This is a genomic window from Vibrio sp. VGrn 2, from assembly GCF_009361695.1.
In the GTDB taxonomy this organism is placed as follows: domain Bacteria; phylum Pseudomonadota; class Gammaproteobacteria; order Enterobacterales; family Vibrionaceae; genus Vibrio; species Vibrio diabolicus.
Genome location: NZ_RBWD01000004.1, coordinates 90,652 through 113,796 on the forward strand (window position 1 = coordinate 90,652; position 23,145 = coordinate 113,796).

Below are 23,145 nucleotides of genomic sequence, written 5' to 3' on the forward strand. Positions count from 1 at the left end.
AAATGTGGAGAAAAATACTCGCAAGTTGCTTGCTGATCGTCTCATTTATAGCACCAGTACTCGCAAGCGAGGAGCCATTAACGCTCGACTGGATTGATCTAGTACCTGAGAAAGAACGCAAACTGTTCGACAGCGTGGGCATGCCAGCTTCTGATCACAGTGGCGGCGCAGCGCAACAGTCTAAAATTGGTAACGTTCGACCAGAGCTAAATGGAAGCCAAGTTAAAATCCCGGGCTTTGTCATCCCGCTTGAAGGTGACGCGAATACCGTCACCGAGTTTTTGTTGGTGCCATACTTTGGAGCTTGTATCCACGTACCACCACCGCCACCAAACCAAATCATTTACGTGAAGTTTCCCAAAGGCGCACCCGTTCAAGAACTGTGGGATGTCATATATGTGGTTGGGGAGTTGAAAACCGAGACGATAAGCCACGAGCTGGCTGAAACGGCTTACGTTATTGAGGGATCGAAAATAGAAGCCTACGACGATATGTAGTTTAAGTCGTTGACATGCATCGGTACACCTAAGGCGTCACATCGGCGCCTTTTTTAGTTCTGTGTTACACGATATAACGAGACAAATACGCTAATACGCCAACATAAATAACCAAAAGAAACGCTATCGACAGGTGCTTTTTGAGTTTACCTGCTTCTGAGAACTTCATTGTCCCTCCAAAATAACGATAACAATTTTAACAACTCATTATCATTTTGGATAGCCCTATTCGTTCAAAAACTGAGAACTCCTATCTGGTCGCCTGGTTAGATAAGGTGTAAATTTAAACAAGCGAACAGCGCAGTTCTTGGTAGGAAAATTAATGGCAGAACCGACAAAGCAACCTGTTGTCATCGAACATCAGTCAAACGCACAAAAAAATACACAACAAGAAAAGAAGCAGGGCTACATCAAAGACAGTGCCAGCAAGGTAAAAACCATTGCCCAAATACACGGTCTTGATGCCTTACTACAAACCGATCCACCAGCCAAATCCGCGCTTGAAAGAGCCCAACTGCGTGAACAGAGACGCCAAGAACAGCGACAAAAAAACCTAGAGCAGATTTTAAAGCTAGCACACAGTTCATGCCGAGATGAAACAGCCGGAGAGCCTGACCAAGACTGGTTGTATCGTTTTTTTGAAATGGCTCAAGACATCCATAACAGCGCGATGCAAAAGTTATGGGCTCAAGTGATGAAGCGTGAAGTGACAAACCCAGGCTCGACGTCTATGAAAGCGCTAAAAGTCCTCAAAGATATGTCACCAAAAGAAGCGCAAACTCTGCAAAGAGCCGCCTCTCTAGCGTGCAGTTTTGGAGGGGATCACAGTCGCAAGCTGTTAATTGGTTATAAAGCGCAAGGAGGAATATTTAGCTTCGGCAAACGAGACATCGCCAACAGCTTAAACATGGGAAGTTTTCAGCTGCCCTATTCAAGTTTGTTGCTGTTGATTGAACTAGGGTTACTGCATAGTACCGAGCTTGAATCTGGCGAAATTGGTATCGAGACGCCATTGATCCTCACCTACCAAGGTAAAAACTTGTCGCTGAACGTGAACAGCAAAGGCGTCCGTCTTTTATATTACCGCTTCACGCCAACAGGCAATGAACTCTGTACCTTGCTCGGTAACAAACCACATGCCGACTACTACGACCAAATGCTTGCGCTTTTAAATCATAGATTTAGTGTCCATAGTGACGCTAAAAGTACGGTTCATCATACCGTGTAGGCAGTTTGAGAAGCATTTGACCACCCATGATCCAAATGCTTCTTAAGCCGATCAAAGAGCTTGAGGTCACCAATGATCCAAATGCTTATTTATCGGATCACTGCACGCGACTTAAGCGCTTCCAAGCACAAGTCCACCAGCTCATCGACGCTTTTTTCGCCCGCTGGTAAATCGACTTCCGGATTCTTCGGTGCTTGATATTCAGAATCAATACCAGTGAAGTTAGGAATTTCTCCCGCACGTGCTTTGCGGTACAAACCTTTAGGATCGCGACCTTCGCAGACTTCTAGAGATGCATTGACGAACACTTCGATAAACTCCCCTTCTGGCAATAAGTCGCGCACTAGCTGTCGCTCTGCACGATGCGGTGAAATGAACGCCGACAACACAATTAAGCCTGCATCCGCCATCAGTTTAGCCAGTTCACCAATACGACGAATGTTCTCGCGACGATCCTGCTCAGAAAAGCCCAAATCACTACACAGGCCATGTCGCACATTGTCACCATCCAATAAATAAGTGTGGTAACCCAATGCTGCAAGGCGATTTTCCAACGCCCCCGCTACGGTTGATTTACCCGCTCCAGATAAGCCGGTAAACCACAATACGGCAGGTTTTTGTTTCTTTAATTCAGCACGAAACTGTTTATCAACCGAATGCTGGTGCCAAACAATGTTTTCATCTTTTACCGTCGTTTCGGCAGTCATAACGTATCCTTGTAAATATCGGAATTAAAACGGGAAGAAGACCGGAATCAAAGTAAGTACTAATACAGAGTACACAATCGAAATCGGCACACCAATTCTCACATAGTCGGTCAATTTGTAATTTCCTACGCTGTACACCAGCAAGTTGGTTTGATAACCGTAGGGAGAAATAAAGCTCGCACTGGCGCCAAACAAGACCGCCATAATGAATGGCATCGGATCAACGCCATAACCGACCGCCATGCTATAGCCAATAGGAAAAGAAAGCGCAGCCGCGGCATTATTCGTCACCAGTTCAGTAAGAACTAATGTCATGATGTAAGTTGCGACCAAGGCTCCAAACACGCCCCAGCCATTGAACGCTTCAATAAACATCGCTCCCATTCTCTCTGACAAGCCGGAAGAGATCATCAATTGAGCGATGGACAAAGCAGAGCCGACAATCACGACGATATCGATCGGAAAACGGCGGCGCAGTTCTGAAATCTGTACAATGCCAAACGCGATAAGTGCAATAAGATACGCGGCAAGGCCTTTAATAATCGGTACTAGTTCTAATAGCGCACACCCAATTACGGCAGCAAAACCCAGTAGCACGATGGAGGATTTATTCGTATCAAGCCGAGCGCTAGAGTCCAAATCATGCACTAAAACAAACTCTTTACGATGAGCTCGGCGCTCCGATTCAAAACGCTTCCCCGGAACCAGAACTAACGTGTCACCTGGCGCTAAGGTAATGCTACCCAAACCGCCCTCTAGGCGCTCATGGCCACGACGAATAGCGACAACAACGGCATCAAAGCGGTCACGGAATCGGCTCTCTTTAAGTGTTTTATAGCAAAACGTCGCGGATGAGCTCACCACAACTTCAATAAAATTTTGCCCATTCAAGTGCTGCTGACCAAAAAGCTTGAGGCCCGGAATTTCTTGCAGGGTCGCGACGCTCTCAACATCACCACAAAACAACAATCGGTCTTTCGCATTGAGTACGAAATCCGGTCCTACAGAGGAAACCGTCACGCCATCTCGTACAACCTCCGCAAGAAACAGTTTGCGCAGCGCACGTAAATTATTCTCGCTGACCGTGCGCCCAACTAACGGTGAACCAGGCTCTACGCGAGACTCAAGAAAGTACGGTAAATCTTCTTGGCTTTGATCATCGTAGTTCGGCAGTAAGTAACTGAGCGGGATAAGAATCAGCATTCCTCCCACCAACACCGCCAAGCCAATCATCGTGGGTGTAAAAAAACTCAGGCTCGGCAAACCGGCATCTTCAACAAAGCTGTTGATGATTAAGTTAGTCGACGTACCTATCAAAGTTAATGTGCCACCAAAAATGGCGGCGTAAGACAGCGGGATGAGTAATTTCGAAGGCGCATGCTGCTGATTACGCTTAATCGCCCCAATCAATGAGACAACCACGGCGGTATTATTCGTGAATGAAGAGAGCAAGGCCGTTGATACACCGAGCTTAGCGATCACACTACCTAACTGGCCTTCAGAAATACTACGGCTCACCCAACTGATCAGTAACGTTTTTTCTAAAGCACACGATGCAAGAATCAACAGAACCAGAGTCAATAACGAAGAGTTGGTAAAGTTGGATGCGATCGTGGCTGAATCCATCATTCCCGCCATAAATGCAATAAAAGCGGCACCCGCAAAGACATAACTAGGCTTAATTTTTGTGACAAGCAAACAAGTGATAATGCCAAGCAAAATCGCTAATACAAACCCTTGTTCCCACATAGCCTTTCCTTACCAAATCGCCCAAAGGGCACAACAACGGCTCATTTATCCGTGAGACACCAGACAAACGAGTAAACAGACCAAAATCAGCGCAAGCGAAAAGAACGTCAGAATGCTCGGTTTTCTTGGGCTTCACCGAAGCATTCTGGTATTAGGAGAATAACCTAACTGCATTTCGCAACTCAGTTAGGCAGCGACGCCCCAAGCACAACAACAGATAGAATCAGAGCTTATCGTGCTCGGGCGCGCCAATTACTTTTTCAGCAATTGGCTGACGTCTTTTGCTTCCCAGTGTGGGAAGTGTTTACGCACAAGTGCATTCAGCTCAACTTCAAACGCAGAGATGTCCGTCAAGTCGCGCTCAACCACCGCGAGGCTTTCTTTGACCATGCCTGCACCAACCGTCACGTTCGTCAGACGATCGATAATGATGAAGCCGCCGGTATCAGCACAATCTTGGTAATTGTCCAGCGCAACTGACTCATTGAGAGACCATTCACACAAGCCAATACCATTCAATGGCAGCTCTGCCGCACTATGAGTCGATAGGTTGTTGATATCATATTGGTGACGAATCGCTTCAACATGGCCCACAGTTTTCTTACCCGCGATTTTGATGTCGTAGTCACGACCCGGTTGCAGAGGTTGCTCTGTCATCCATACCACATCGGCAAGCAAGTGGTTTGTGGTTTCCACTTGAGCATTGTCTAGGACAATCAAATCGCCACGGCTAATATCGATCTCATCGCTTAGCGTCAGAGTGACCGCCAACCCAGCACGAGCTTCCTCAATATCACCATCAAACGTAACAATGCGTGCCACGGTTGACGTTTTCCCCGATGGCAATGCTTTGATGGCATCACCGACTTTGATCGAACCTGAAGAAATCGTCCCCGCAAAACCACGGAAATCGAGGTTAGGACGGTTAACGTATTGCACAGGGAAGCGGAACTCACCCGCACCTTTTTCTTGATCCACATCGACCGTTTCAAGAAGTTCAAGCAATGACGGGCCTTTAAACCAGCTTAGGTTTTGCCCTTTATCCACCACATTGTCACCTTCAAGCGCCGAAATCGGGATGATTTGAATATCAATATCCCCGGTCAGGTTCTCAGAAAACTTAAGATACTCATCGCGGATTTCTTCAAAGCGCTCTTGAGAGTAATCCACTAAATCCATCTTGTTGATCGCCACAACAAAGTGTTTCAAACCCAGTAGGTTGGAAATAAAAGAGTGACGACGAGTTTGATCAAGAATGCCTTTACGTGCATCAACTAAGATCACCGCTAAGTCACACGTCGATGCGCCTGTTGCCATATTGCGCGTGTACTGCTCGTGTCCAGGAGTATCGGCGATGATGAACTTACGTTTCTGCGTCGAGAAATAGCGGTAAGCTACATCAATTGTGATCCCCTGCTCGCGCTCAGCTTGTAAGCCATCGACCAACAACGCAAGGTCAGGCTTTTCACCCGTGGTGCCCACACGTTGGCTGTCTGAGTGCACTGCCGCTAGCTGATCTTCATAAATTTGTTTTGAGTCATGGAGTAAGCGACCGATTAGTGTACTTTTACCGTCATCTACCGAGCCACAAGTCAAGAATCTAAGTAACGACTTGTACTGGTGTTGTGTTAAATAGCCTTCGATACCAAGCTCGGCTAATTGAGCTTCAACTGCACTGTTCATTATCTTTCCTTAGATCCTTTAGAAGTAACCTTGACGTTTTTTAAGCTCCATCGATCCTGACTGATCGTGGTCGATCGCTCGACCTTGGCGCTCACTCGACGTTGCCACCAGCATCTCTTCGATAATGCCGGTCAAAGTGTTCGCTTCAGACTCGATAGCCCCAGTTAATGGATAACAACCAAGAGTACGGAAACGCACACTCTTCTCTTCGATCACTTCACCCGGTTGAAGCTCCATACGATCATCATCAACCATGATTAGCATGCCGTCGCGTTCAACAACTGGACGTTTGTCAGCGAGATAAAGCGGTACGATCTCGATGTTTTCTAAATAGATGTATTGCCAGATATCAAGCTCCGTCCAGTTCGAAAGTGGGAATACACGAATGCTCTCCCCTTTATTGACCTGACCGTTGTACGTCTTCCACAGCTCTGGACGTTGATTTTTAGGGTCCCAGGTATGGTTCTTGTCACGGAACGAATACACTCGTTCTTTTGCGCGTGATTTTTCTTCATCACGACGAGCGCCACCAAAAGCAGCATCGAAGCCATATTTGTTTAGCGCCTGCTTAAGACCTTGCGTTTTCATGATGTCCGTATGCTTTGACGAGCCATGAACAAACGGACTGCAGCCCATTGCTAGACCTTCTGGGTTCTTATGTACCAAAAGCTCAAAGCCGTATTTGGCAGCGGTGCGATCGCGAAACTCAATCATCTCGCGGAATTTCCAGTCGGTATCGACATGCAAAAGTGGGAATGGAATTTTGCCCGGGTAAAACGCTTTACGCGCTAGGTGCAGCATCACTGATGAGTCTTTACCAATCGAATACATCATGACTGGGTTATCAAACTCAGCCGCAACTTCGCGGATAATATGGATACTCTCCGCTTCGAGTTGTTTAAGGTGAGTTAAACGTTGTTGGTCCATGTTTTGTATTTCCTTTTTAAGCTTGAAGGCGCATTACGTCTCTAATCTTTGGTCTGAAATTATATGGAGTTGGCAATAGCACTTTTGTTGAATTCAGTACTAGACAAAAACCAGTCTAACTTTTGAGACAGTCGCACTACCTCTCCGACAACAATCAAAGATGGCGATTGTGCTTCCTTCGATAAATCAGAGAGTTGGGAGAGCTCTCCCGTAAATACTTTTTGTTGAATCTGCGTACCACGCTCAATAATGGCAATCGGAGTCGACGCTGAACGACCATGCTTAATGAGTTGATCCTGAATATAGTGTGATTTCATCAGCCCCATGTAGATCACTAAAGTCTGATTCCCACGAGCCAACGTTGACCAATCCATCTCATCGCTTTCTTCTTTCAAGTGGCCGGTCACAAAGATGGCCGATTGCGCGTAATCGCGATGAGTCAGTGGAATCCCAGCATAGGCCGTTGCGCCAGCTGCCGCGGTAATGCCAGGGACGACCTGAAAACGGACGCCTGCATCAGCAAGCACTTCCAGCTCTTCACCGCCACGACCGAATACAAATGGATCACCACCTTTAATGCGCACTACTTTGTAGCCCTGTTTGGCAAAATCCACCAAAAGCTGATTCGTCTTCTCCTGCGGCACACTGTGATGCCCAGCTCGCTTCCCAACGCACACTAAAATCGTATCGCTAGGGATCAAGGCCATGATTTCTTCAGACACCAAGTAGTCGTACAAAACCACATCGGCTTGCTGCAAACAGTTCAGTGCTTTCACTGTCAAAAGTTCAGGATCACCCGGCCCCGCTCCCACTAAGGCGACTTCACCAGGCTGTAGCGATTGCTTTGCAAAACGAGTAACACCAGCTACTGGGTTGTCAGAAACTAACCGGGGCTTTGGTTTAGGAAAAGAAGTGACTGAATCGTTCGTTGCCATGTGCTTGCTCATCGTCCATTGATATCGTTATGCAAGCATTATGGCGGGGCGTTTATATTACCTGAAATTCTAAAATTTCATTTTTTATTCAAAAATCTGCTAAGAAGTTTTTGTTTGGTCTCATTCAAAAGCGTGAAAAAGTCGGCGGTTAATATGAATAAGGTTCAGTAAACTGATTTATGTTCACAGTTTTCTGTATCTTTATCATTAAGTTGCACCAGCGTTTGATACATTACGCGGTACGATTCCCCCTTCCCATTGAATTGGAGCACCAAATGAAAGTGGCAGTTCACCCTATTTCCCTCGCAGTGTTAAGTGGCATGCTAACGCTTGCGGGCCCTGCTATGGCCGATACCATCAAGCTTCGTATCATCGAAACCACCGACATTCACACCAACGTGATGGATTACGATTACTACAAAGACCAACCATCACAGCAAATTGGTTTAAGTCGCGCTGCGACCATAGTGAAACAGGCTAAGTCCGAGGCAGAAAACACGGTATTAGTAGATAACGGCGATTTAATTCAGGGCAGCCCAATGGGCGATTACATGGCGGCGAAAGGGATTAACGCTGGCGATGTCCACCCAGTCTACAAGGCGATGAACCAACTAGACTACGATGTGGGCAACATTGGCAATCATGAGTTCAACTATGGCTTAGATTTCCTACAAAAGACGTTGAAGGGTGCAAACTTCCCTTACATCAACGCAAACGTATTTGATAAAAAAACCGGTGAGCATTACTTCAAGCCTTACCTGATCAAAACCCACACCTTTAAAGACACAAACGGCGAAGCGCATCAAATAAAAGTGGGTTATATCGGCTTTGTACCACCACAAATAATGGTGTGGGACAAGAAGAACTTAGAAGGCAAAGTCTTTGCTAAAGACATTAAGGAAACGGCAGAAAAACTCATTCCTCAAATGAAGAAAGAAGGCGCAGACGTGATTGTGGCGATTCCACACTCGGGCATTTCTACTGACCCATACAAGCTTGGCGCTGAAAACTCAGTTTACTACCTCACAGAAGTTGAAGGTATTGATGCGATTGCTTTTGGCCACTCTCACGCGGTCTTCCCAGGGAAAGACTTTGCAAACCTACCTGGTGTTGATACCGAGAAAGGGACCATCAATGGTGTGACGTCAGTGATGCCTGGTCGCTGGGGAAGTCATGTAGGTGTGATGGATTTGATGCTGAAAGAGGAAGACGGCAGATGGCAAGTAGTTGAAGGCCAAGCAGAAGCACGCCCTATCTTCGATAAAGTAAATAAGAAGTCATTAGCTAAAGCCGATGAAGGTATTGTGAAAGCGTTAGAAGAGGATCACAAAGGCACTCGTGAATTTGTAAACCAACCAATCGGCAAAGCAAATGATGTCATGTATAGCTTCTTGGCATTGGTGCAGGACGACCCAACCATTCAGATCGTTAACCTTGCTCAGAAAGATTACGTGGAACGCTTTATTCAAGGCGACCCAGATCTCGCTGACATTCCAGTATTGAGTGCCGCAGCACCATTTAAAGTCGGGGGGCGTAAGAACGATCCGAATAACTTTACAGAAGTCGAATCCGGTCAGCTCACCTTCCGTAATGCTGCCGATCTTTATTTATATCCCAACACCTTGGTCGCGATGAAAGTGAAAGGTAAAGAGGTTCGCGAATGGCTAGAGTGCAGCGCGGGTCAATTCAACCACATCGACATCAACAATCCTGAACCACAATCTTTGATTGATTGGGATAATTTCCGTACGTACAACTTCGATGTCATTGATGGGGTGAACTACCAGATCGATATCACCCAACCGCCCAAATACGATGCGAGCTGCAAAGTGATTAATCCAGATTCTCAGCGTATTGTGAATCTGACATTCAATGGTAAGCCAGTTGATCCAAAACAAGACTTCATCATCGCAACTAATAACTACCGTGCTTATAGCAATACCTTCCCTGGTACGGGCCCAGACTTTATTGCGTTTGACGCACCAGATGAAAACCGCTCTGTCGTCGCCGCTTATATTTCTCGCGTGAGTGAAGAAAAAGGTGAAGTGACACCAAGCGCTGACAACAACTGGTCTTTCGCACCGATTAAATCCGATAAAAAGCTAGATATTCGCTTCGAAACATCTCCTAGCGATAAAGCGGCGCAATTCATTAAAGATAAAGGTCAATACCCAATGAAACGTGTCGCGACTGACGACATTGGTTTCGCGATTTACCAAATCGATCTGAATAAGTAAGGCTGATTTGACAACAACGCTAAGCGGCTCTCATGAGCCGCTTTTTTGTTATCAATAAAACCCGTTAGAATAAAGAAAACCGTTTCTGAGTTATCACATGCACAGCGATCTTTTTTCAGACTTAGTCAATCATGGCTTCTTAGACACAGAAGCAAACCAACTTATCGAAAATGGTGAGTTACTCGAACTGCCTACGCGCCACATTCTTAACCACCAAGGAGAGTTTAGCTCGCACCTTTACTTCATTATTGAAGGCTTATGCCATGCAAGCTATCTCACTGAGCAGGGCAAAGAGTTCAGTAAAGAATTTTATTGGGAAAAAGACTGGGTTATCGGCTTTGAGAGCATAATTAAGAACCAACCTTCGCCTTACTTATTGGAAACGCTGAGCGCTTGTCAGCTATTTTGCTTACCAATTGAAACGTTGCATCAATGGCGAGCAGAAAAACACGCCATTTACTTAAAGCTACTCGAAAACCAACTGGTTAATAAAGAGAACAAAGAACGCTTTATGCTGCTCTACTCGCCAGAGGAACGATACCAATTATTTTGCGCCCACTACCCAGACTTAAAGCTACGTATTACCGATAGCCAAATAGCTGCTTATCTTGGGATCACACCTATCAGTTTGAGCCGAATTAAAGCGCGCTTAACTAAAGATCACACATCCAAGTAAACTCGAAAAAGAAAAGGCCCTTCAAACGAAGAGCCTTTCTATGCTATTTAAGAAGCCGCGCCCGGAACTGACGCCCTTTCATCTTGCCATTACTAATGGTTTGTAGAGCCTTTTTGGCAGCTGACTTCTCGACCGCAACGTAGGCGCGCATCGGGAATAGGTGGATCTTGCCAACTTGAGAGCCTGGAATACCATTTTTTCCTGTCAAACAACCTAAAATATCACCCGGTCGTACTTTCTGTTTCTTACCGCCATCAATGTTAATCGTCACCATCTTCGCTTGGTATGGCTGCTGATTTGATTTGGCAGGCAATGTTGCTGGTACCACGTCCATCTCTAGGTATTCTTCAATACGAGCTACACGTAAACCGTCTTTCTCACCAAAAAAGCTGAACGCTAAACCTTTACTACCCGCACGACCTGTACGACCAATACGGTGTACATGAACCTCAGGATCGCGCGATAGCTCAAAGTTAAAGACTGCATCAAGGTTATCTACGTCCAAACCACGCGCCGCGACGTCTGTTGCGACAAGGATAGAAACACTCTTGTTAGCAAACTGCACCAATGCTTGATCGCGTTCACGCTGTTCTAAGTCCCCATGGATATCGATAACGCTGAACCCTTTGCGATGCAACTCATCTGCGACACTTTGCACTTCTTTTTTGGTATTGCAAAAAACCACAGCGGACTCTGGTTGGTGAGTCAGTAGCAAGTTCGCCAACGCTTCATCACGCGCTTCCGAACCTTCAACTTTGTAGAAATGCTGAGCAATGCTTGAGGTATCATGAGTCGATTCCACCTTAATTACTTCAGGCGTCTGCATAATACGCTGCGCAATTTGCTCAATTTTCTCTGGGAAAGTAGCACTGAAAAGTAGAGTTTGACGCTGCTTTGGCGCTGCATCAATAATCGCATCTAATGCGTCTTGGAAACCCATGTCCAACATGCGATCAGCTTCATCTAGCACCAAGGTATTCAGCTCGCTCAGGTTAATTCGGCCTTTCTCAAGGTGATCCAAAATACGGCCAGGTGTGCCGACTAAGATATGTGCGCCATGCTCCAGAGAACCAATTTGTGGCCCCATTGGCATCCCACCGCAGAGAGTAAGCACTTTAATATTATGAATGCCACGACCTAAAGTACGAATTTCCTTCGCGACTTGATCCGCAAGCTCACGAGTTGGACACAATACTAATGACTGGACACGAAAGCGTTTGACGTTAAGGTTCGATAAAACACCCAAACCAAATGCAGCGGTTTTACCTGAGCCCGTTTTACCCTGCCCGATGACATCACGATGTTTTAGGATTGCAGGCAAACTCAAAGCTTGAATTGGCGTCATGTGGGTGTAGTTCAGGGAATCAAGTGTGGCGAGTAACGCTGGGTTTAGCCCGACTTGATCAAAAGTTTGTTTGCTCACGGGAATATCCTCAGGTGAGATGAAAAGAGGGCACATTATCACCAGATTTAGTGGGAAAACCAGTGATAATTAACCTTTGTTAATGAGTATGAGTACAAAACAAAGTAAAGTCAGTCACTCTACTCTCATGACGGATGACAACATGCTCACTTGGATTACTTTGCCCTTTGCTCAACTGACAACCACACAATTGTATACAATGATGAAATTACGTGTGGATGTATTCGTCGTTGAACAAACCTGCCCTTATCCTGAACTGGATGGCAAAGACACACTGGAAGGTGTTTATCATCTAATAGGTTACCACGGTGATGAACTTGTTGCTTGCGCACGATTGCTACCCGCTGGCACTACGTATGACAATGTGAGCATTGGTCGAGTCGTCACCAAACAAACTGCGCGTGGTGATGGTCTGGGACATAAGTTGCTGGAAGAGGCATTAACACAGTGTGAAATATTGTGGCCAGGACAGACGATTGATATAGGAGCTCAAGAGCATCTCATCCAGTTTTATGCGAGTCATGGATTCAAAGTTATTTCTGATCGCTACCTAGAGGATGGTATTCCTCATGTGGATATGCGAAAAGAAGCCGTAGCGATATAACGCGTTCATTGCTAGGTTAACTAATTTATAGATAAACTAAAAAGACGCGATACCTTCGCGTCTTTAGTTCATTTGAAGCATCTACTTGTTGCGCCCAAAGGTCCCATCCGATAAGCGGAAAAACATGACGGACCGGCCGCTTTTTTCTAGTTGCAGCATATCCAACTCGCCTTCATCGCTAAGCTTAAAGCGAATCAATTGTCCTTGTTTAATTTGGCTCAGCGGCTTATCACTGCCTTCGATTTTTACTAGAGCGCTAAGATCCGCCATCGAGAGCTGATTACTTCTGAAAACCTGCGCTAACGTGTCGCCATTTTTAACCGTGTACTCTTTCCAGTCTTCGGATTTCGGCCCAGAATTCTGAGAGGTTCTTTGCTGGCTTAAACTCTGTGCGTTCAGCTGAATCGCTACGCGCTGATGATCGACCTCAGCTTGCTCAACTGATTGTTCTGTTTTATTCGGCAAAGGAATAACAAGGAGTACCAGAATCAATGGTACTAAAACCATCAAAGCTCGTTGATGGAATTTCGGTAGGCGCAGCCAAAACTGCTTAACAGGCTGTATACGCTCCAACCACTGCTCTTTGTTGAACGGCTGCTTCCAGTCGATAGCAGCGAATTTTTGTTTAACCAATTCGACATAGTCGACTTGCTGCTTTTTCTTTCTGCGACGATTCATTTTAATGAGTCCCTTAATACTTCTACTGCCAGTATAAAAATACCGACGCGGAGAGTATATGTTTTTCACTAAACTAAAATGGAATTTGGATTAAATTAGCAGAAATTTCACTTGGAGTAAGAGATAAGTCACACCCTGGCCGCCTCAATTAAGCATTCAGTCGCAATCATTTAAACCTAAGCTCGAAACTGATATCCTGTTGCCTTTATCACTCCTAACAAGAGCGACATTCATGTCTGAAATTAAATTTGAAACTGCAGAACAAAAAGCAAGCTACGGCATTGGTCTGCAAATGGGTCAGCAACTTGCAGGTTCTGGTCTTGAAGGTCTTAGCGTTGATGCTATCGCAGCGGGTATTGCAACAGCACTAACTGGTGACATGCCATCAATCGAAATTGATGAAATCAACAAAGCACTACAAGAACTTCACACTCGTGCAGAAACCGCTCGCCAAGAAGCAGCGAAAATTGCAGCAGCAGAAGGCGAAGCGTTCCTAAAAGACAACGCACTACGCCCTGAAGTTAACGTTCTAGACTCTGGCCTTCAGTACGAAATCATTTCTGAAGGTACTGGTGCAGTTCCAACAGCAGAAAGCTCAGTTCGCGTTCACTACCACGGTGAGCTAACTGACGGTACTGTATTCGATAGCTCTGTATCTCGCGGTCAACCAGCTGAATTCCCTGTTACAGGCGTAATCAAAGGCTGGGTAGAAGCACTACAACTAATGCCTGTTGGTTCTAAGTGGAAACTATACGTACCACAAGACCTTGCGTACGGTGAGCGTGGCGCTGGTGCAGCTATCCCTCCATTCGCAGCACTAGTTTTCGAAGTAGAACTACTAGATATTCTTTAATTGAAACCATTTTCAATTATGATTTAATAAAACGGCGCATTAGCGCCGTTTTTTTGTCTAAACTGAATAGACTTTCTCACCTCTAAACCTTTCATTCTGATAGCCTTTAAAACAATAAAATCACGTTAAAAACGCTCAACCTTCGGAGGTACTATGCGTAAAATACTCCTGACTCTGGCACTCTTATCAATGAACATTGGTAGTGCACACGCATTCTTAGATTCCGTCACGCAAAAAAGTAAAGAAAGTGGCCTAATGGATATGGTAGGTAGTAGCCTGAACACTGAATCATCTCCATTAACAGACATGCTAACTAGCCAATTACCTGTATCTACAGAACAAGCGGCTGGAGGTAGTGGCGCACTACTCGCTTTGGCTCAAAGCCAGCTTTCACAAGAAAATAGCAGTGAATTACAGTCTTTGATTCCTGGGCTTTCAAACTTGCAAGGAGCACAAAGCTTACTGGGGAATATTGAGAATATCAGTGCAGTAAAAAGTGCATTCGATACGTTGGGTTTAGATCCCTCTATGATCAGTCAGTTTGCTCCAGTAATCTTGGATTACTTGAACAAGCAAGGCGCTAGCGAGGGACTTCTAAGTTCGTTAGGCGGGTTGTGGAATACTAGTAAATAAGCGCAAGTGATAATCACTTTTTAAATTGCCAGTCTGCATGGAGTAAAATAAATGCAGGCTGGATATAAAGATTTACTGAATCGCAGATACAAAAAAGCCGAGCTAACGCTCGGCTTTCTCGTTCTTACGAACTGATTACTCAGCAGCTTCTTCAGCAGCTGGGCGATCTACAAGCTCAATGTAAGCCATTGGAGCTTTATCACCAGCACGGAAGCCAGCTTTTAGGATACGAGTGTAACCGCCCTGACGAGCAGCAAAACGTGGACCTAGTTCGTTAAATAGTTTTGCAACTACTTCGTTGTCACGAGTACGTGCAAATGCTAGACGACGGTTAGCAACACTGTCAGTCTTAGCTAGTGTAATCAAAGGCTCAACTACGCGACGTAGCTCTTTTGCTTTTGGCAAAGTAGTCTTGATAACTTCATGACGTACTAGAGAGCTAGCCATGTTGCTGAACATCGCTTTGCGATGTGAGCTGTTGCGGTTGAGTTGACGACCACTCTTACGATGGCGCATGACCTAATCCTTCTAACTAGTATCGATTAATCTTCAGCGATTGATGCAGGTGGCCAGTTTTCTAGGCGCATGCCCAGAGACAGACCACGTGACGCAAGTACGTCTTTAATCTCAGTAAGAGACTTTTTACCAAGGTTAGGCGTTTTAAGTAGCTCAACCTCAGTACGTTGTACTAGATCACCGATGTAGTGAATCGCTTCTGCTTTCAGACAGTTAGCAGAGCGAACTGTTAGTTCAAGATCGTCTACAGGACGCAGTAGGATCGGATCGAATTCTGGCTTCTCTTCTTTCTCCTCAGGAACTCGTACATCACGAAGATCTACGAATGCATCCAATTGTTCAGCTAGGATTGTAGCTGCACGACGGATTGCTTCCTCAGGTTCTAGAGTACCGTTTGTTTCCATATCGATAACAAGCTTGTCTAGATCAGTGCGCTGTTCTACACGAGCTGCTTCTACAGCGTAGGCAATTTTGTCTACTGGGCTGTAAGTAGCATCTACTAGTAGGCGACCGATTGGACGCTCGTCTTCTTCGTTATGGATACGCGCAGAAGCTGGAACATAACCACGACCACGTTCTACTTTAATACGCATTGCGATTTCAGCGTTGTCATCCGTTAGGTGACAAATAACGTGTTCAGGGTTAGCGATCTCTACATCACCATCATGGGTGATGTCACCTGCAACCACAGGGCCCGAGCCTGATTTGTTCAAAGTAATGAACACTTCATCTTTGCCTTCAGCAACACGCACTGCCAAACCTTTAAGGTTTAGAAGGATTTCAAGAATATCTTCTTGTACACCTTCTTTAGTGCTGTACTCGTGAAGTACGCCTTCGATTTCTACTTCTGTCACTGCACAACCAGGCATAGAAGATAGAAGAATGCGGCGAAGTGCATTACCCAGAGTATGACCAAAGCCACGCTCTAATGGCTCAAGAGTTACTTTTGCGTGAGTCGAGCTGATTTGTTCGATGTCAACTAGACGTGGCTTAAGAAATTCTGTTACAGAACCCTGCATTGTGTCCTCTCTTTAGTTTAAACCTTACTTAGAGTAAAGCTCGACGATCAATTGTTCGTTGATGTCAGCTGATAGATCAGAACGCTCAGGCATACGCTTGAATGTACCTTCCATCTTGCCACCATCTACTTCAATCCAAGTTGGTTTTTCACGTTGTTCAGCAACTTCTAGAGCCGCTTTAATACGAGCTTGCTGTTTAGCTTTCTCGCGAATAGAAACAACGTCATTAGCCGCTACTTTGAAAGAAGGAACGTTTACAACTTTACCGTTTACTAGGATAGCTTTGTGGCTAACTAGCTGACGTGCTTCTGCGCGAGTTGCACCAAAGCCCATGCGGTAAACTACGTTATCAAGACGACCTTCAAGAAGCTGAAGTAGGTTTTCACCAGTGTTGCCTTTTAGGCGAGCAGCTTCTTTGTAGTAGTTACGGAATTGTTTTTCTAGAACGCCGTACATACGACGTACTTTTTGCTTCTCACGAAGCTGAACGCCATACTCAGATAGACGACCGCGACGAGCGCCGTGTACACCTGGTGCGTTATCAATTTTACACTTGGTATCGATCGCGCGAACACCAGACTTAAGGAATAAGTCAGTGCCTTCACGACGGCTAAGCTTCAGCTTAGGACCCAAATATCTTGCCATGATTCTTCTCCAATTGTCCTAGAAACGTTATACGCGACGTTTCTTAGGTGGACGACAACCGTTATGAGGGATTGGTGTAGCATCAACGATGTTTGTGATGCGGAAACCAGCGGCGTTTAGTGCACGAACAGTAGATTCGCGACCTGGACCAGGACCCTTAACCATAACTTCCAAGTTCTTTAGGCCGTATTCTTTAGCCATTTCAGCACAACGCTCAGCAGCAACCTGTGCAGCGAACGGAGTAGACTTACGAGAACCACGGAAACCAGAACCACCTGCAGTAGCCCATGCAAGAGCGTTACCTTGACGGTCAGTAATGGTTACGATTGTGTTATTGAAAGAAGCATGGATGTGCGCAACGCCATCTGCAACTTGCTTGCGTACGCGCTTACGAGCGCGAGTTGGTTGTTTAGCCATTGTACTCTACCTTCCCGATTATTTCTTGATCGGCTTACGCGGACCCTTACGGGTGCGAGCGTTGGTTTTAGTACGCTGTCCACGTAGTGGTAGACTGCGACGATGACGAAGACCACGGTAACAGCCAAGGTCCATAAGACGCTTGATGTTCATAGATACTTCACGACGTAGATCACCTTCTACAGTGTACTTAGCTACACCATCACGCAGTTGATCGATCTGCTCTTCAGTTAGTTCACTGATCTTAACATTTTCAGCAATACCCACTTCAGCTAGGATAGCTTGAGAGCGAGTTTTACCGATGCCGTAGATCGCTGTTAGAGCGATTACTGCATGTTTCTGATCAGGAATGTTAATGCCTGCTATACGGGCCATTATTCACTCCTAAGTGTTTCTATAAAAGAATTAGCCGCAGCAAAGCCCGTTATGGATACGCTGCGGAATACTACTTCTTTTGCACGCAAAAGGTAGGCCGAGGAATATACTCGACCCAACCTTCATTTTCAAGTAAAAATTTCTGCTAATTAGCCTTGGCGCTGTTTGTGCTTTGGCTCACTGCAAATCACGCGAACGACACCGTTACGCTTGATTACTTTACAGTTACGGCAGATTTTTTTAACGGAAGCACGAACTTTCATTGCTAAACTCCGTAAATGAAACTGAGTCTACCGCCGGATTAACGGCCGTAGCCTTTCAGATTCGCTTTCTTCAACACAGAATCATACTGTTGAGACATCAGATGAGTCTGTACCTGTGCCATAAAGTCCATAATTACAACAACTACGATTAGTAGCGATGTACCGCCGAAGTAGAAACGTACGTTCCACGCGACCATCATGAACTCGGGAATCAGACAGATAAAGGTAATGTACAGTGCACCAGCAAGGGTTAAACGTGTCATTACTTTATCAATGTACTTCGCTGTCTGCTCACCTGGGCGGATACCGGGTACGAATGCACCAGACTTCTTCAAGTTATCTGCTGTTTCACGCGGGTTGAAAACCAACGCCGTGTAGAAAAAACAGAAGAAGATAATTGCTGCTGCATAAAGCATTACATACAACGGTTGACCTGGGCTAAGAGCCAAAGACACGTCAGTTAACCAACCGAACGCGCTGCTCTCGCCGTTTTGACCAAACCACTGAGCCAATGTTCCTGGGAACAAGATAATGCTTGATGCAAAAATCGCTGGAATTACACCTGCCATGTTAATTTTAAGAGGCAGATGCGAGCTTTGCGCAGCAAATACTTTACGACCTTGTTGACGCTTCGCGTAGTTAACGACGATTCGGCGTTGACCACGTTCCATGAAAACAACGAAGTAAATGACTGCAAAAGCTAATACCGCGATTAGCAACAGAAGAAGTACATGCAATTCACCTTGACGCGCTTGCTCGATTGTTTGACCGATTGCAGAAGGCAATCCAGCAACAATACCTGCAAAAATCAGTATCGAAATACCGTTACCAATTCCTCGCTCTGTAATTTGTTCACCTAACCACATTAAGAACATGGTACCGGTTACTAAACTTACGGTAGCAATTAGCGTAAACATGGTTTGGTTGATAACAACCAGATTGTCGACCATGTTTGGTAGGCCAGTTGCAATACCTATAGCTTGGAAGGTTGCAAGTACAAGCGTGCCGTAGCGTGTGTATTGGCTGATCTTACGACGGCCTGCTTCACCCTCTTTTTTGAGTTCAGCTAACGCTGGATGAACTACAGTTAGCAATTGGACAACAATAGATGCCGAAATATACGGCATGATGCCCAATGCTAATATAGATGCACGCTCAAGAGCACCACCGGAGAACATGTTAAACATTTCAACGATGGTACCTTTTTGCTGTTCGAACAAATCGGCAAGTACAGCAGCGTCAATACCAGGAATCGGCACAAAGGAGCCGGCTCGGAATACTAAAAGTGCACCAATTACGAATAACAAGCGCGACTTTAGTTCACTTAAGCCGCTCTGAGCACTACGAAAATCTTGTCCTGGTTTCTTAGCCATCTGTACCTCGTTCCTCGAGATTATTCCTCGATTTTACCGCCTGCAGCTTCGATTGCAGCTTTAGCGCCTTTAGTCACACGTAGACCTTTCACAGTCACTGCTTTGTTGATTTCACCAGAAAGAACAACTTTTACAAATTCGATGTTCTTAGTGATGATGTTAGCAGCTTTAAGACTGTTTAGATCAACTACGTCACCAGAAACTTTCGCTAGCTCAGCTAGACGAACTTCAGCAGACACTAGGCTCTTACGAGAAGTGAAACCGAATTTTGGTAGACGTTGTTTCAGAGGCATCTGACCGCCTTCGAAACCTGGACGAACACTGCCGCCAGAACGTGATTTTTGACCTTTGTGACCACGGCCACCAGTTTTACCTAGGCCTGAACCGATACCACGACCTACTCGCTTCGCAGAAGTTTTCGCGCCAGCAGCCGGTGCTAGAGTATTCAAACGCATTCTGATTACTCCTCAACTTTAACCATGTAGTAAACCTTGTTGATCATACCGCGAATACACGGAGTATCTTCAAGTTCTACTGTGTGGTTGATTTTACGAAGACCTAGACCGCGCAAAGTAGCTTTGTGCTTTGGCAGACGACCAATTGAGCTTTTAGTTTGAGTTACTTTAATAGTTGCCATGGTGTTCTTACTCCGAAATAGATTCAACAGTTAGACCACGTTTAGCAGCAACCATTTCTGGTGACTTCATGCTACCTAGTGCATCGATCGTTGCACGAACGATGTTGATAGGGTTCGTAGAACCGTACGCTTTAGATAGTACGTTGTGTACACCAGCAACTTCTAGTACTGCACGCATCGCACCACCTGCGATAACACCAGTACCTTCTGCAGCAGGCTGCATGTAAACTTTAGAGCCCGAATGGCGACCTTTCACTGGGTGGTGAAGAGTGCCTTCGTTTAGAGCGATCGTAGTCATGTTACGACGCGCTTTTTCCATTGCTTTTTGAATCGCTGCAGGTACTTCACGAGCTTTGCCGTAACCGAAACCTACACGACCATTACCGTCACCAACTACTGTTAGTGCAGTGAAGCTCATGATTCGACCGCCTTTAACCGTCTTAGATACGCGGTTAACTGCGATTAGCTTTTCTTGCAAATCATTCGCTTGAACTTGTTGTTCTTTAGCCATCTTCCAACCCTACCTTAGAATTTCAGACCAGCTTCGCGAGCAGATTCTGCTAGCGCCGCTACTCGACCGTGGTATTGGAAACCAGAACGATCAAATGCAACTGCAGTTACGCCCTTCTCAAGAGCGCGCTCAGCAATAGCTTTACCCACTGCTTTAGCTGCATCAACGTTACCAGTGTATTTCACTTGCTCACGGATCGCTTTTTCTACAGTAGAAGCTGCTGCGATAACCTCAGAGCCGTTAGCCGCGATAACCTGTGCGTACACGTGACGAGGAGTACGGTGTACAACTAGGCGAGTCGCACCCAGTTCTGCAATCTTACGACGTGCACGTGTAGCACGACGGATGCGAGATGCTTTCTTATCCATAGTGTTACCTTACTTCTTCTTAGCTTCTTTAGTACGCACATTTTCATCTGCGTAACGAACACCTTTGCCTTTGTATGGCTCAGGCTCACGGTAAGAACGAATGTCAGCCGCAACTTGACCAACTAGTTGCTTGTCAGCACCAGTGATCACGATTTCAGTTTGGCTTGGACATTCAGCTTTAATACCCGCTGGCAACTCGTGCTCAACTGGGTGTGAGAAGCCTAGTGTTAGACCTACAGCGTTGCCTTTGATAGCAGCACGGTAACCTACACCTTTAAGAGTTAGCTTCTTAGTAAAGCCTTCAGTAACACCAACAACCATGTTGTTAACTAGAGCGCGAGCAGTACCTGCTTGAGCCCATGCGTTAGCAACACCTTCTTTAGGACCGAAAGTCAGGTTATTTTCTTCCTGAGCGATTACAACTGCATCGTTAAGAACGCGAGTTAGTTCGCCTTTCGCACCTTTTACAGTGATTTCTTGGCCGTTTAGTTTCACCTCTACGCCAGCTGGAATAGCGACAGGTGCTTTTGCAACACGAGACATAGTCTACTCCTTATTAAGCTACGTAAGCGATGATTTCACCACCAAGACCTGCTTTACGTGCAGCGCGGTCTGACATAAGACCCTTGGAAGTTGAAACGATAGCAATACCAAGACCACCCATTACAGAAGGAAGTTCATCTTTCTTCTTGTAAACACGTAGACCTGGACGAGAAACACGTTTAAGTTGCTCGATTACTGGTTTAGCTTGGAAGTACTTAAGTGTAACTTCTAGCTCAGGTTTTGCTTCGCCTTCAACAGCGAAGTCAACGATGTAACCTTCAGCTTTTAGTAGTGCAGCAATTGCAACTTTAAGCTTTGAAGAAGGCATTTTTACAGCAACTTTGTTTGCTGCCTGACCGTTACGAACGCGGGTCAGCATATCCGAAATCGGATCTTGCATGCTCATATGATTTACTCCAAATGATTAAGTGGCAATTACCAGCTAGCCTTACGAAGACCCGGAATCTCGCCTTTCATGCAAGCTTCACGAACCTTAATACGGCTTAGACCGAACTTACGTAGGTAACCGTGTGGACGACCAGTTTGGTTGCAACGGTTGCGCTGACGTGATGCACTTGAATCACGTGGAAGAGATTGCAGTGTAAGAACCGCGTTCCAACGATCTTCTTCAGATGCGTTTACATCGCTGATGATAGCTTTTAGCGCTGCACGCTTTTCAGCGAACTTAGCTACTAGCTGTGCACGTTTAGCTTCACGTGCTTTCATTGATTGTTTAGCCATAACAGTAACCCTTCACCTTACTTACGGAATGGGAAGTTAAAGGCAGCCAGCAGAGCACGGCCTTCCTCATCAGTACCAGCAGACGTCGTAATAGTGATGTCTAAACCGCGTACACGATCAACTTTATCAAAGTCGATTTCCGGGAAGATGATTTGCTCGCGAACGCCCATGCTGTAGTTACCGCGACCGTCAAAAGACTTAGCGCTAACACCACGGAAGTCACGTACACGTGGAAGAGCGATGTTAATTAAACGCTCAAGAAAATCCCACATACGTTCGCCACGCAAGGTTACTTTACAACCGATAGGGTAGCCTTCACGGATTTTGAAACCTGCAACAGATTTGCGCGCTTTTGTGATAAGTGGCTTTTGACCAGAGATCGTTGCCATATCAGACGCTGCATTTTCTAGCAGTTTCTTATCGTTGATTGCTTCACCAACACCCATGTTTAGGGTGATTTTCTCGATTCTAGGGACTTGCATGACGCTTGTGTAACCGAACTGTTTGGTCAGTTCAGCGACTACAGACGACTTGTAGTAATCATGCAGTTTCGCCATAGTAGAACTCCAAATTACTTCTATTAGTTAGAAACGGTTTCGCCGTTAGACTTGAAGAAACGAACTTTTTTGCCGTCTTCAAAACGGAAACCGATACGGTCAGCTTTACCAGTAGCTGCGTTGAAAATCGCCACGTTAGAAACGTCGATTGCTGCTTCTTGCTCTACGATACCGCCTTGGATACCCATAGCTGGAACAGGTTTCTGATGCTTCTTAACTAGGTTGATACCTTCAACGATAACTTTACCAGTTGCTAGAACCTTAGTTACTTTACCTTTCTTGCCTTTGTCTTTACCAGCAAGAACGATTACTTCGTCATTACGACGGATTTTAGCTGCCATTTCTACGTG

General features: G+C 45.6%; 30 protein-coding genes. 7 read left to right on the plus strand and 23 right to left on the minus strand.

What is annotated here, in order from left to right:
- The first annotated feature begins 2 nt into the window (after nt 1-2).
- Nucleotides 3-497 carry a DUF3299 domain-containing protein gene (locus tag D8S93_RS08945; RefSeq protein ID WP_012841166.1) on the plus strand — a complete coding sequence of 165 codons (495 nt, stop codon included), beginning with the start codon at nt 3-5 and terminating at the stop codon, nt 495-497.
- Between the two features lie 322 nt (nt 498-819).
- Nucleotides 820-1,725, plus strand: coding sequence for a TIGR03899 family protein (locus tag D8S93_RS08950; protein WP_006742971.1), 906 nt, complete (start codon nt 820-822; stop codon nt 1,723-1,725).
- 89 nt (nt 1,726-1,814) lie between these two features.
- Here the strand turns inward: D8S93_RS08950 and cysC are convergent, their stop codons facing one another.
- The 5 genes from cysC to cobA all read right to left on the minus strand — a co-directional run bounded on the left by cysC (nt 1,815) and on the right by cobA (nt 7,726).
- Nucleotides 1,815-2,432: an adenylyl-sulfate kinase gene (gene cysC / locus D8S93_RS08955; protein ID WP_005392350.1), complete on the minus strand. Its 618-nt coding sequence runs from the start codon at nt 2,430-2,432 to the stop codon at nt 1,815-1,817.
- A gap of 24 nt (nt 2,433-2,456) precedes the next feature.
- The gene (locus D8S93_RS08960; protein WP_005392351.1) at nt 2,457-4,181 is read right to left on the minus strand and encodes an SLC13 family permease; all 1,725 of its coding nucleotides are present in this window, start codon (nt 4,179-4,181) and stop codon (nt 2,457-2,459) included.
- A gap of 252 nt (nt 4,182-4,433) precedes the next feature.
- Nucleotides 4,434-5,864, minus strand: a complete 1,431-nt coding sequence (cysN, locus tag D8S93_RS08965; protein WP_046874053.1) for a sulfate adenylyltransferase subunit CysN — start codon at nt 5,862-5,864, stop codon at nt 4,434-4,436.
- Nucleotides 5,865-5,882: 18 nt separating this feature from the next.
- Nucleotides 5,883-6,791, minus strand: a complete 909-nt coding sequence (cysD, locus tag D8S93_RS08970; protein WP_005379592.1) for a sulfate adenylyltransferase subunit CysD — start codon at nt 6,789-6,791, stop codon at nt 5,883-5,885.
- Nucleotides 6,792-6,850: 59 nt separating this feature from the next.
- Complete coding sequence (gene cobA / locus D8S93_RS08975; RefSeq protein WP_193621593.1) at nt 6,851-7,726, minus strand: uroporphyrinogen-III C-methyltransferase; 876 nt, start codon at nt 7,724-7,726, stop codon at nt 6,851-6,853.
- Between the two features lie 275 nt (nt 7,727-8,001).
- Here cobA and cpdB point away from each other — a divergent pair, with 275 nt between their 5' ends.
- Both cpdB and D8S93_RS08985 read left to right on the plus strand, forming a co-directional pair.
- Nucleotides 8,002-9,963, plus strand: coding sequence for a 2',3'-cyclic-nucleotide 2'-phosphodiesterase (gene cpdB / locus D8S93_RS08980; protein WP_152812846.1), 1,962 nt, complete (start codon nt 8,002-8,004; stop codon nt 9,961-9,963).
- Between the two features lie 97 nt (nt 9,964-10,060).
- The gene (locus tag D8S93_RS08985) at nt 10,061-10,639 is read left to right on the plus strand and encodes a Crp/Fnr family transcriptional regulator (protein WP_012841168.1); all 579 of its coding nucleotides are present in this window, start codon (nt 10,061-10,063) and stop codon (nt 10,637-10,639) included.
- A 43-nt stretch (nt 10,640-10,682) separates the two neighbouring features.
- Here D8S93_RS08985 and dbpA read toward each other — a convergent pair whose 3' ends face one another.
- A complete protein-coding gene (gene dbpA / locus D8S93_RS08990; RefSeq protein ID WP_012841169.1) occupies nt 10,683-12,062 on the minus strand; it encodes an ATP-dependent RNA helicase DbpA in 1,380 nt (459 codons plus the stop codon).
- Nucleotides 12,063-12,204: 142 nt separating this feature from the next.
- On the opposite strand from dbpA, the gene D8S93_RS08995 reads away from it, so the two are divergent.
- Nucleotides 12,205-12,666: a GNAT family N-acetyltransferase gene (locus D8S93_RS08995; RefSeq protein WP_031780248.1), complete on the plus strand. Its 462-nt coding sequence runs from the start codon at nt 12,205-12,207 to the stop codon at nt 12,664-12,666.
- 81 nt (nt 12,667-12,747) lie between these two features.
- Here D8S93_RS08995 and D8S93_RS09000 read toward each other — a convergent pair whose 3' ends face one another.
- A complete protein-coding gene (locus D8S93_RS09000) occupies nt 12,748-13,344 on the minus strand; it encodes a LysM-like peptidoglycan-binding domain-containing protein (protein WP_046874056.1) in 597 nt (198 codons plus the stop codon).
- A 232-nt stretch (nt 13,345-13,576) separates the two neighbouring features.
- Here D8S93_RS09000 and D8S93_RS09005 point away from each other — a divergent pair, with 232 nt between their 5' ends.
- Both D8S93_RS09005 and D8S93_RS09010 read left to right on the plus strand, forming a co-directional pair.
- A complete protein-coding gene (locus tag D8S93_RS09005) occupies nt 13,577-14,197 on the plus strand; it encodes an FKBP-type peptidyl-prolyl cis-trans isomerase (RefSeq protein ID WP_005392370.1) in 621 nt (206 codons plus the stop codon).
- Nucleotides 14,198-14,350: 153 nt separating this feature from the next.
- Nucleotides 14,351-14,830 carry a DUF2780 domain-containing protein gene (locus tag D8S93_RS09010; protein WP_109168735.1) on the plus strand — a complete coding sequence of 160 codons (480 nt, stop codon included), beginning with the start codon at nt 14,351-14,353 and terminating at the stop codon, nt 14,828-14,830.
- A 135-nt stretch (nt 14,831-14,965) separates the two neighbouring features.
- Here the strand turns inward: D8S93_RS09010 and rplQ are convergent, their stop codons facing one another.
- The 16 genes from rplQ to rplX all read right to left on the minus strand — a co-directional run bounded on the left by rplQ (nt 14,966) and on the right by rplX (nt 23,136).
- Nucleotides 14,966-15,346 carry a 50S ribosomal protein L17 gene (rplQ, locus tag D8S93_RS09015; protein ID WP_005383141.1) on the minus strand — a complete coding sequence of 127 codons (381 nt, stop codon included), beginning with the start codon at nt 15,344-15,346 and terminating at the stop codon, nt 14,966-14,968.
- A 26-nt stretch (nt 15,347-15,372) separates the two neighbouring features.
- The gene (locus tag D8S93_RS09020; protein ID WP_005383143.1) at nt 15,373-16,365 is read right to left on the minus strand and encodes a DNA-directed RNA polymerase subunit alpha; all 993 of its coding nucleotides are present in this window, start codon (nt 16,363-16,365) and stop codon (nt 15,373-15,375) included.
- Nucleotides 16,366-16,389: 24 nt separating this feature from the next.
- Complete coding sequence (gene rpsD, locus D8S93_RS09025; RefSeq protein WP_005383146.1) at nt 16,390-17,010, minus strand: 30S ribosomal protein S4; 621 nt, start codon at nt 17,008-17,010, stop codon at nt 16,390-16,392.
- Between the two features lie 27 nt (nt 17,011-17,037).
- Nucleotides 17,038-17,427 (minus strand): 30S ribosomal protein S11, encoded by a 390-nt coding sequence (gene rpsK, locus D8S93_RS09030; protein WP_001118870.1) that lies wholly within the window; start codon nt 17,425-17,427, stop codon nt 17,038-17,040.
- 18 nt (nt 17,428-17,445) lie between these two features.
- Nucleotides 17,446-17,802 carry a 30S ribosomal protein S13 gene (gene rpsM, locus D8S93_RS09035; RefSeq protein ID WP_005383154.1) on the minus strand — a complete coding sequence of 119 codons (357 nt, stop codon included), beginning with the start codon at nt 17,800-17,802 and terminating at the stop codon, nt 17,446-17,448.
- Between the two features lie 149 nt (nt 17,803-17,951).
- A complete protein-coding gene (rpmJ, locus tag D8S93_RS09040; RefSeq protein WP_000868186.1) occupies nt 17,952-18,065 on the minus strand; it encodes a 50S ribosomal protein L36 in 114 nt (37 codons plus the stop codon).
- Nucleotides 18,066-18,103: 38 nt separating this feature from the next.
- Nucleotides 18,104-19,438 (minus strand): preprotein translocase subunit SecY, encoded by a 1,335-nt coding sequence (secY, locus tag D8S93_RS09045; RefSeq protein ID WP_005379562.1) that lies wholly within the window; start codon nt 19,436-19,438, stop codon nt 18,104-18,106.
- A gap of 20 nt (nt 19,439-19,458) precedes the next feature.
- Complete coding sequence (gene rplO, locus D8S93_RS09050) at nt 19,459-19,893, minus strand: 50S ribosomal protein L15 (protein ID WP_005383155.1); 435 nt, start codon at nt 19,891-19,893, stop codon at nt 19,459-19,461.
- A 5-nt stretch (nt 19,894-19,898) separates the two neighbouring features.
- A complete protein-coding gene (gene rpmD, locus D8S93_RS09055) occupies nt 19,899-20,075 on the minus strand; it encodes a 50S ribosomal protein L30 (RefSeq protein WP_005379565.1) in 177 nt (58 codons plus the stop codon).
- A gap of 7 nt (nt 20,076-20,082) precedes the next feature.
- On the minus strand, nt 20,083-20,586 hold the full coding sequence (gene rpsE, locus D8S93_RS09060; RefSeq protein WP_004745894.1) for a 30S ribosomal protein S5: 504 nt from the start codon (nt 20,584-20,586) through the stop codon (nt 20,083-20,085).
- Nucleotides 20,587-20,600: 14 nt separating this feature from the next.
- Nucleotides 20,601-20,954 (minus strand): 50S ribosomal protein L18, encoded by a 354-nt coding sequence (gene rplR, locus D8S93_RS09065; protein WP_005379568.1) that lies wholly within the window; start codon nt 20,952-20,954, stop codon nt 20,601-20,603.
- A gap of 9 nt (nt 20,955-20,963) precedes the next feature.
- Entirely contained in the window at nt 20,964-21,497 is a 534-nt protein-coding gene (gene rplF / locus D8S93_RS09070; RefSeq protein ID WP_005392377.1) for a 50S ribosomal protein L6, read from the minus strand.
- Between the two features lie 13 nt (nt 21,498-21,510).
- Complete coding sequence (gene rpsH, locus D8S93_RS09075; protein WP_005379572.1) at nt 21,511-21,903, minus strand: 30S ribosomal protein S8; 393 nt, start codon at nt 21,901-21,903, stop codon at nt 21,511-21,513.
- A gap of 29 nt (nt 21,904-21,932) precedes the next feature.
- A complete protein-coding gene (gene rpsN, locus D8S93_RS09080; RefSeq protein WP_012841173.1) occupies nt 21,933-22,238 on the minus strand; it encodes a 30S ribosomal protein S14 in 306 nt (101 codons plus the stop codon).
- 17 nt (nt 22,239-22,255) lie between these two features.
- The gene (gene rplE, locus D8S93_RS09085) at nt 22,256-22,795 is read right to left on the minus strand and encodes a 50S ribosomal protein L5 (protein WP_005379573.1); all 540 of its coding nucleotides are present in this window, start codon (nt 22,793-22,795) and stop codon (nt 22,256-22,258) included.
- Nucleotides 22,796-22,818: 23 nt separating this feature from the next.
- Nucleotides 22,819-23,136, minus strand: coding sequence for a 50S ribosomal protein L24 (gene rplX, locus D8S93_RS09090; protein ID WP_005379574.1), 318 nt, complete (start codon nt 23,134-23,136; stop codon nt 22,819-22,821).
- Nucleotides 23,137-23,145: the final 9 nt, after the last annotated feature.

Bases quoted from the DNA above. Each gene is read 5' to 3' on its own strand.
- D8S93_RS08945 (WP_012841166.1), top strand. From the start codon at position 3: ATGTGGAGAAAAATACTCGCAAGTTGCTTGCTGATCGTCTCATTTATA.
- D8S93_RS08950 (WP_006742971.1), top strand. From the start codon at position 820: ATGGCAGAACCGACAAAGCAACCTGTTGTCATCGAACATCAGTCAAAC.
- cysC (WP_005392350.1), bottom strand. From the start codon at position 2,432: ATGACTGCCGAAACGACGGTAAAAGATGAAAACATTGTTTGGCACCAG.
- D8S93_RS08960 (WP_005392351.1), bottom strand. From the start codon at position 4,181: ATGTGGGAACAAGGGTTTGTATTAGCGATTTTGCTTGGCATTATCACT.
- cysN (WP_046874053.1), bottom strand. From the start codon at position 5,864: ATGAACAGTGCAGTTGAAGCTCAATTAGCCGAGCTTGGTATCGAAGGC.
- cysD (WP_005379592.1), bottom strand. From the start codon at position 6,791: ATGGACCAACAACGTTTAACTCACCTTAAACAACTCGAAGCGGAGAGT.
- cobA (WP_193621593.1), bottom strand. From the start codon at position 7,726: ATGGCAACGAACGATTCAGTCACTTCTTTTCCTAAACCAAAGCCCCGG.
- cpdB (WP_152812846.1), top strand. From the start codon at position 8,002: ATGAAAGTGGCAGTTCACCCTATTTCCCTCGCAGTGTTAAGTGGCATG.
- D8S93_RS08985 (WP_012841168.1), top strand. From the start codon at position 10,061: ATGCACAGCGATCTTTTTTCAGACTTAGTCAATCATGGCTTCTTAGAC.
- D8S93_RS08995 (WP_031780248.1), top strand. From the start codon at position 12,205: ATGCTCACTTGGATTACTTTGCCCTTTGCTCAACTGACAACCACACAA.
- D8S93_RS09000 (WP_046874056.1), bottom strand. From the start codon at position 13,344: ATGAATCGTCGCAGAAAGAAAAAGCAGCAAGTCGACTATGTCGAATTG.
- D8S93_RS09005 (WP_005392370.1), top strand. From the start codon at position 13,577: ATGTCTGAAATTAAATTTGAAACTGCAGAACAAAAAGCAAGCTACGGC.
- D8S93_RS09010 (WP_109168735.1), top strand. From the start codon at position 14,351: ATGCGTAAAATACTCCTGACTCTGGCACTCTTATCAATGAACATTGGT.
- rplQ (WP_005383141.1), bottom strand. From the start codon at position 15,346: ATGCGCCATCGTAAGAGTGGTCGTCAACTCAACCGCAACAGCTCACAT.
- D8S93_RS09020 (WP_005383143.1), bottom strand. From the start codon at position 16,365: ATGCAGGGTTCTGTAACAGAATTTCTTAAGCCACGTCTAGTTGACATC.
- rpsD (WP_005383146.1), bottom strand. From the start codon at position 17,010: ATGGCAAGATATTTGGGTCCTAAGCTGAAGCTTAGCCGTCGTGAAGGC.
- rpsK (WP_001118870.1), bottom strand. From the start codon at position 17,427: ATGGCTAAACAACCAACTCGCGCTCGTAAGCGCGTACGCAAGCAAGTT.
- rpsM (WP_005383154.1), bottom strand. From the start codon at position 17,802: ATGGCCCGTATAGCAGGCATTAACATTCCTGATCAGAAACATGCAGTA.
- rpmJ (WP_000868186.1), bottom strand. From the start codon at position 18,065: ATGAAAGTTCGTGCTTCCGTTAAAAAAATCTGCCGTAACTGTAAAGTA.
- secY (WP_005379562.1), bottom strand. From the start codon at position 19,438: ATGGCTAAGAAACCAGGACAAGATTTTCGTAGTGCTCAGAGCGGCTTA.
- rplO (WP_005383155.1), bottom strand. From the start codon at position 19,893: ATGCGTTTGAATACTCTAGCACCGGCTGCTGGCGCGAAAACTTCTGCG.
- rpmD (WP_005379565.1), bottom strand. From the start codon at position 20,075: ATGGCAACTATTAAAGTAACTCAAACTAAAAGCTCAATTGGTCGTCTG.
- rpsE (WP_004745894.1), bottom strand. From the start codon at position 20,586: ATGGCTAAAGAACAACAAGTTCAAGCGAATGATTTGCAAGAAAAGCTA.
- rplR (WP_005379568.1), bottom strand. From the start codon at position 20,954: ATGGATAAGAAAGCATCTCGCATCCGTCGTGCTACACGTGCACGTCGT.
- rplF (WP_005392377.1), bottom strand. From the start codon at position 21,497: ATGTCTCGTGTTGCAAAAGCACCTGTCGCTATTCCAGCTGGCGTAGAG.
- rpsH (WP_005379572.1), bottom strand. From the start codon at position 21,903: ATGAGCATGCAAGATCCGATTTCGGATATGCTGACCCGCGTTCGTAAC.
- rpsN (WP_012841173.1), bottom strand. From the start codon at position 22,238: ATGGCTAAACAATCAATGAAAGCACGTGAAGCTAAACGTGCACAGCTA.
- rplE (WP_005379573.1), bottom strand. From the start codon at position 22,795: ATGGCGAAACTGCATGATTACTACAAGTCGTCTGTAGTCGCTGAACTG.
- rplX (WP_005379574.1), bottom strand. From the start codon at position 23,136: ATGGCAGCTAAAATCCGTCGTAATGACGAAGTAATCGTTCTTGCTGGT.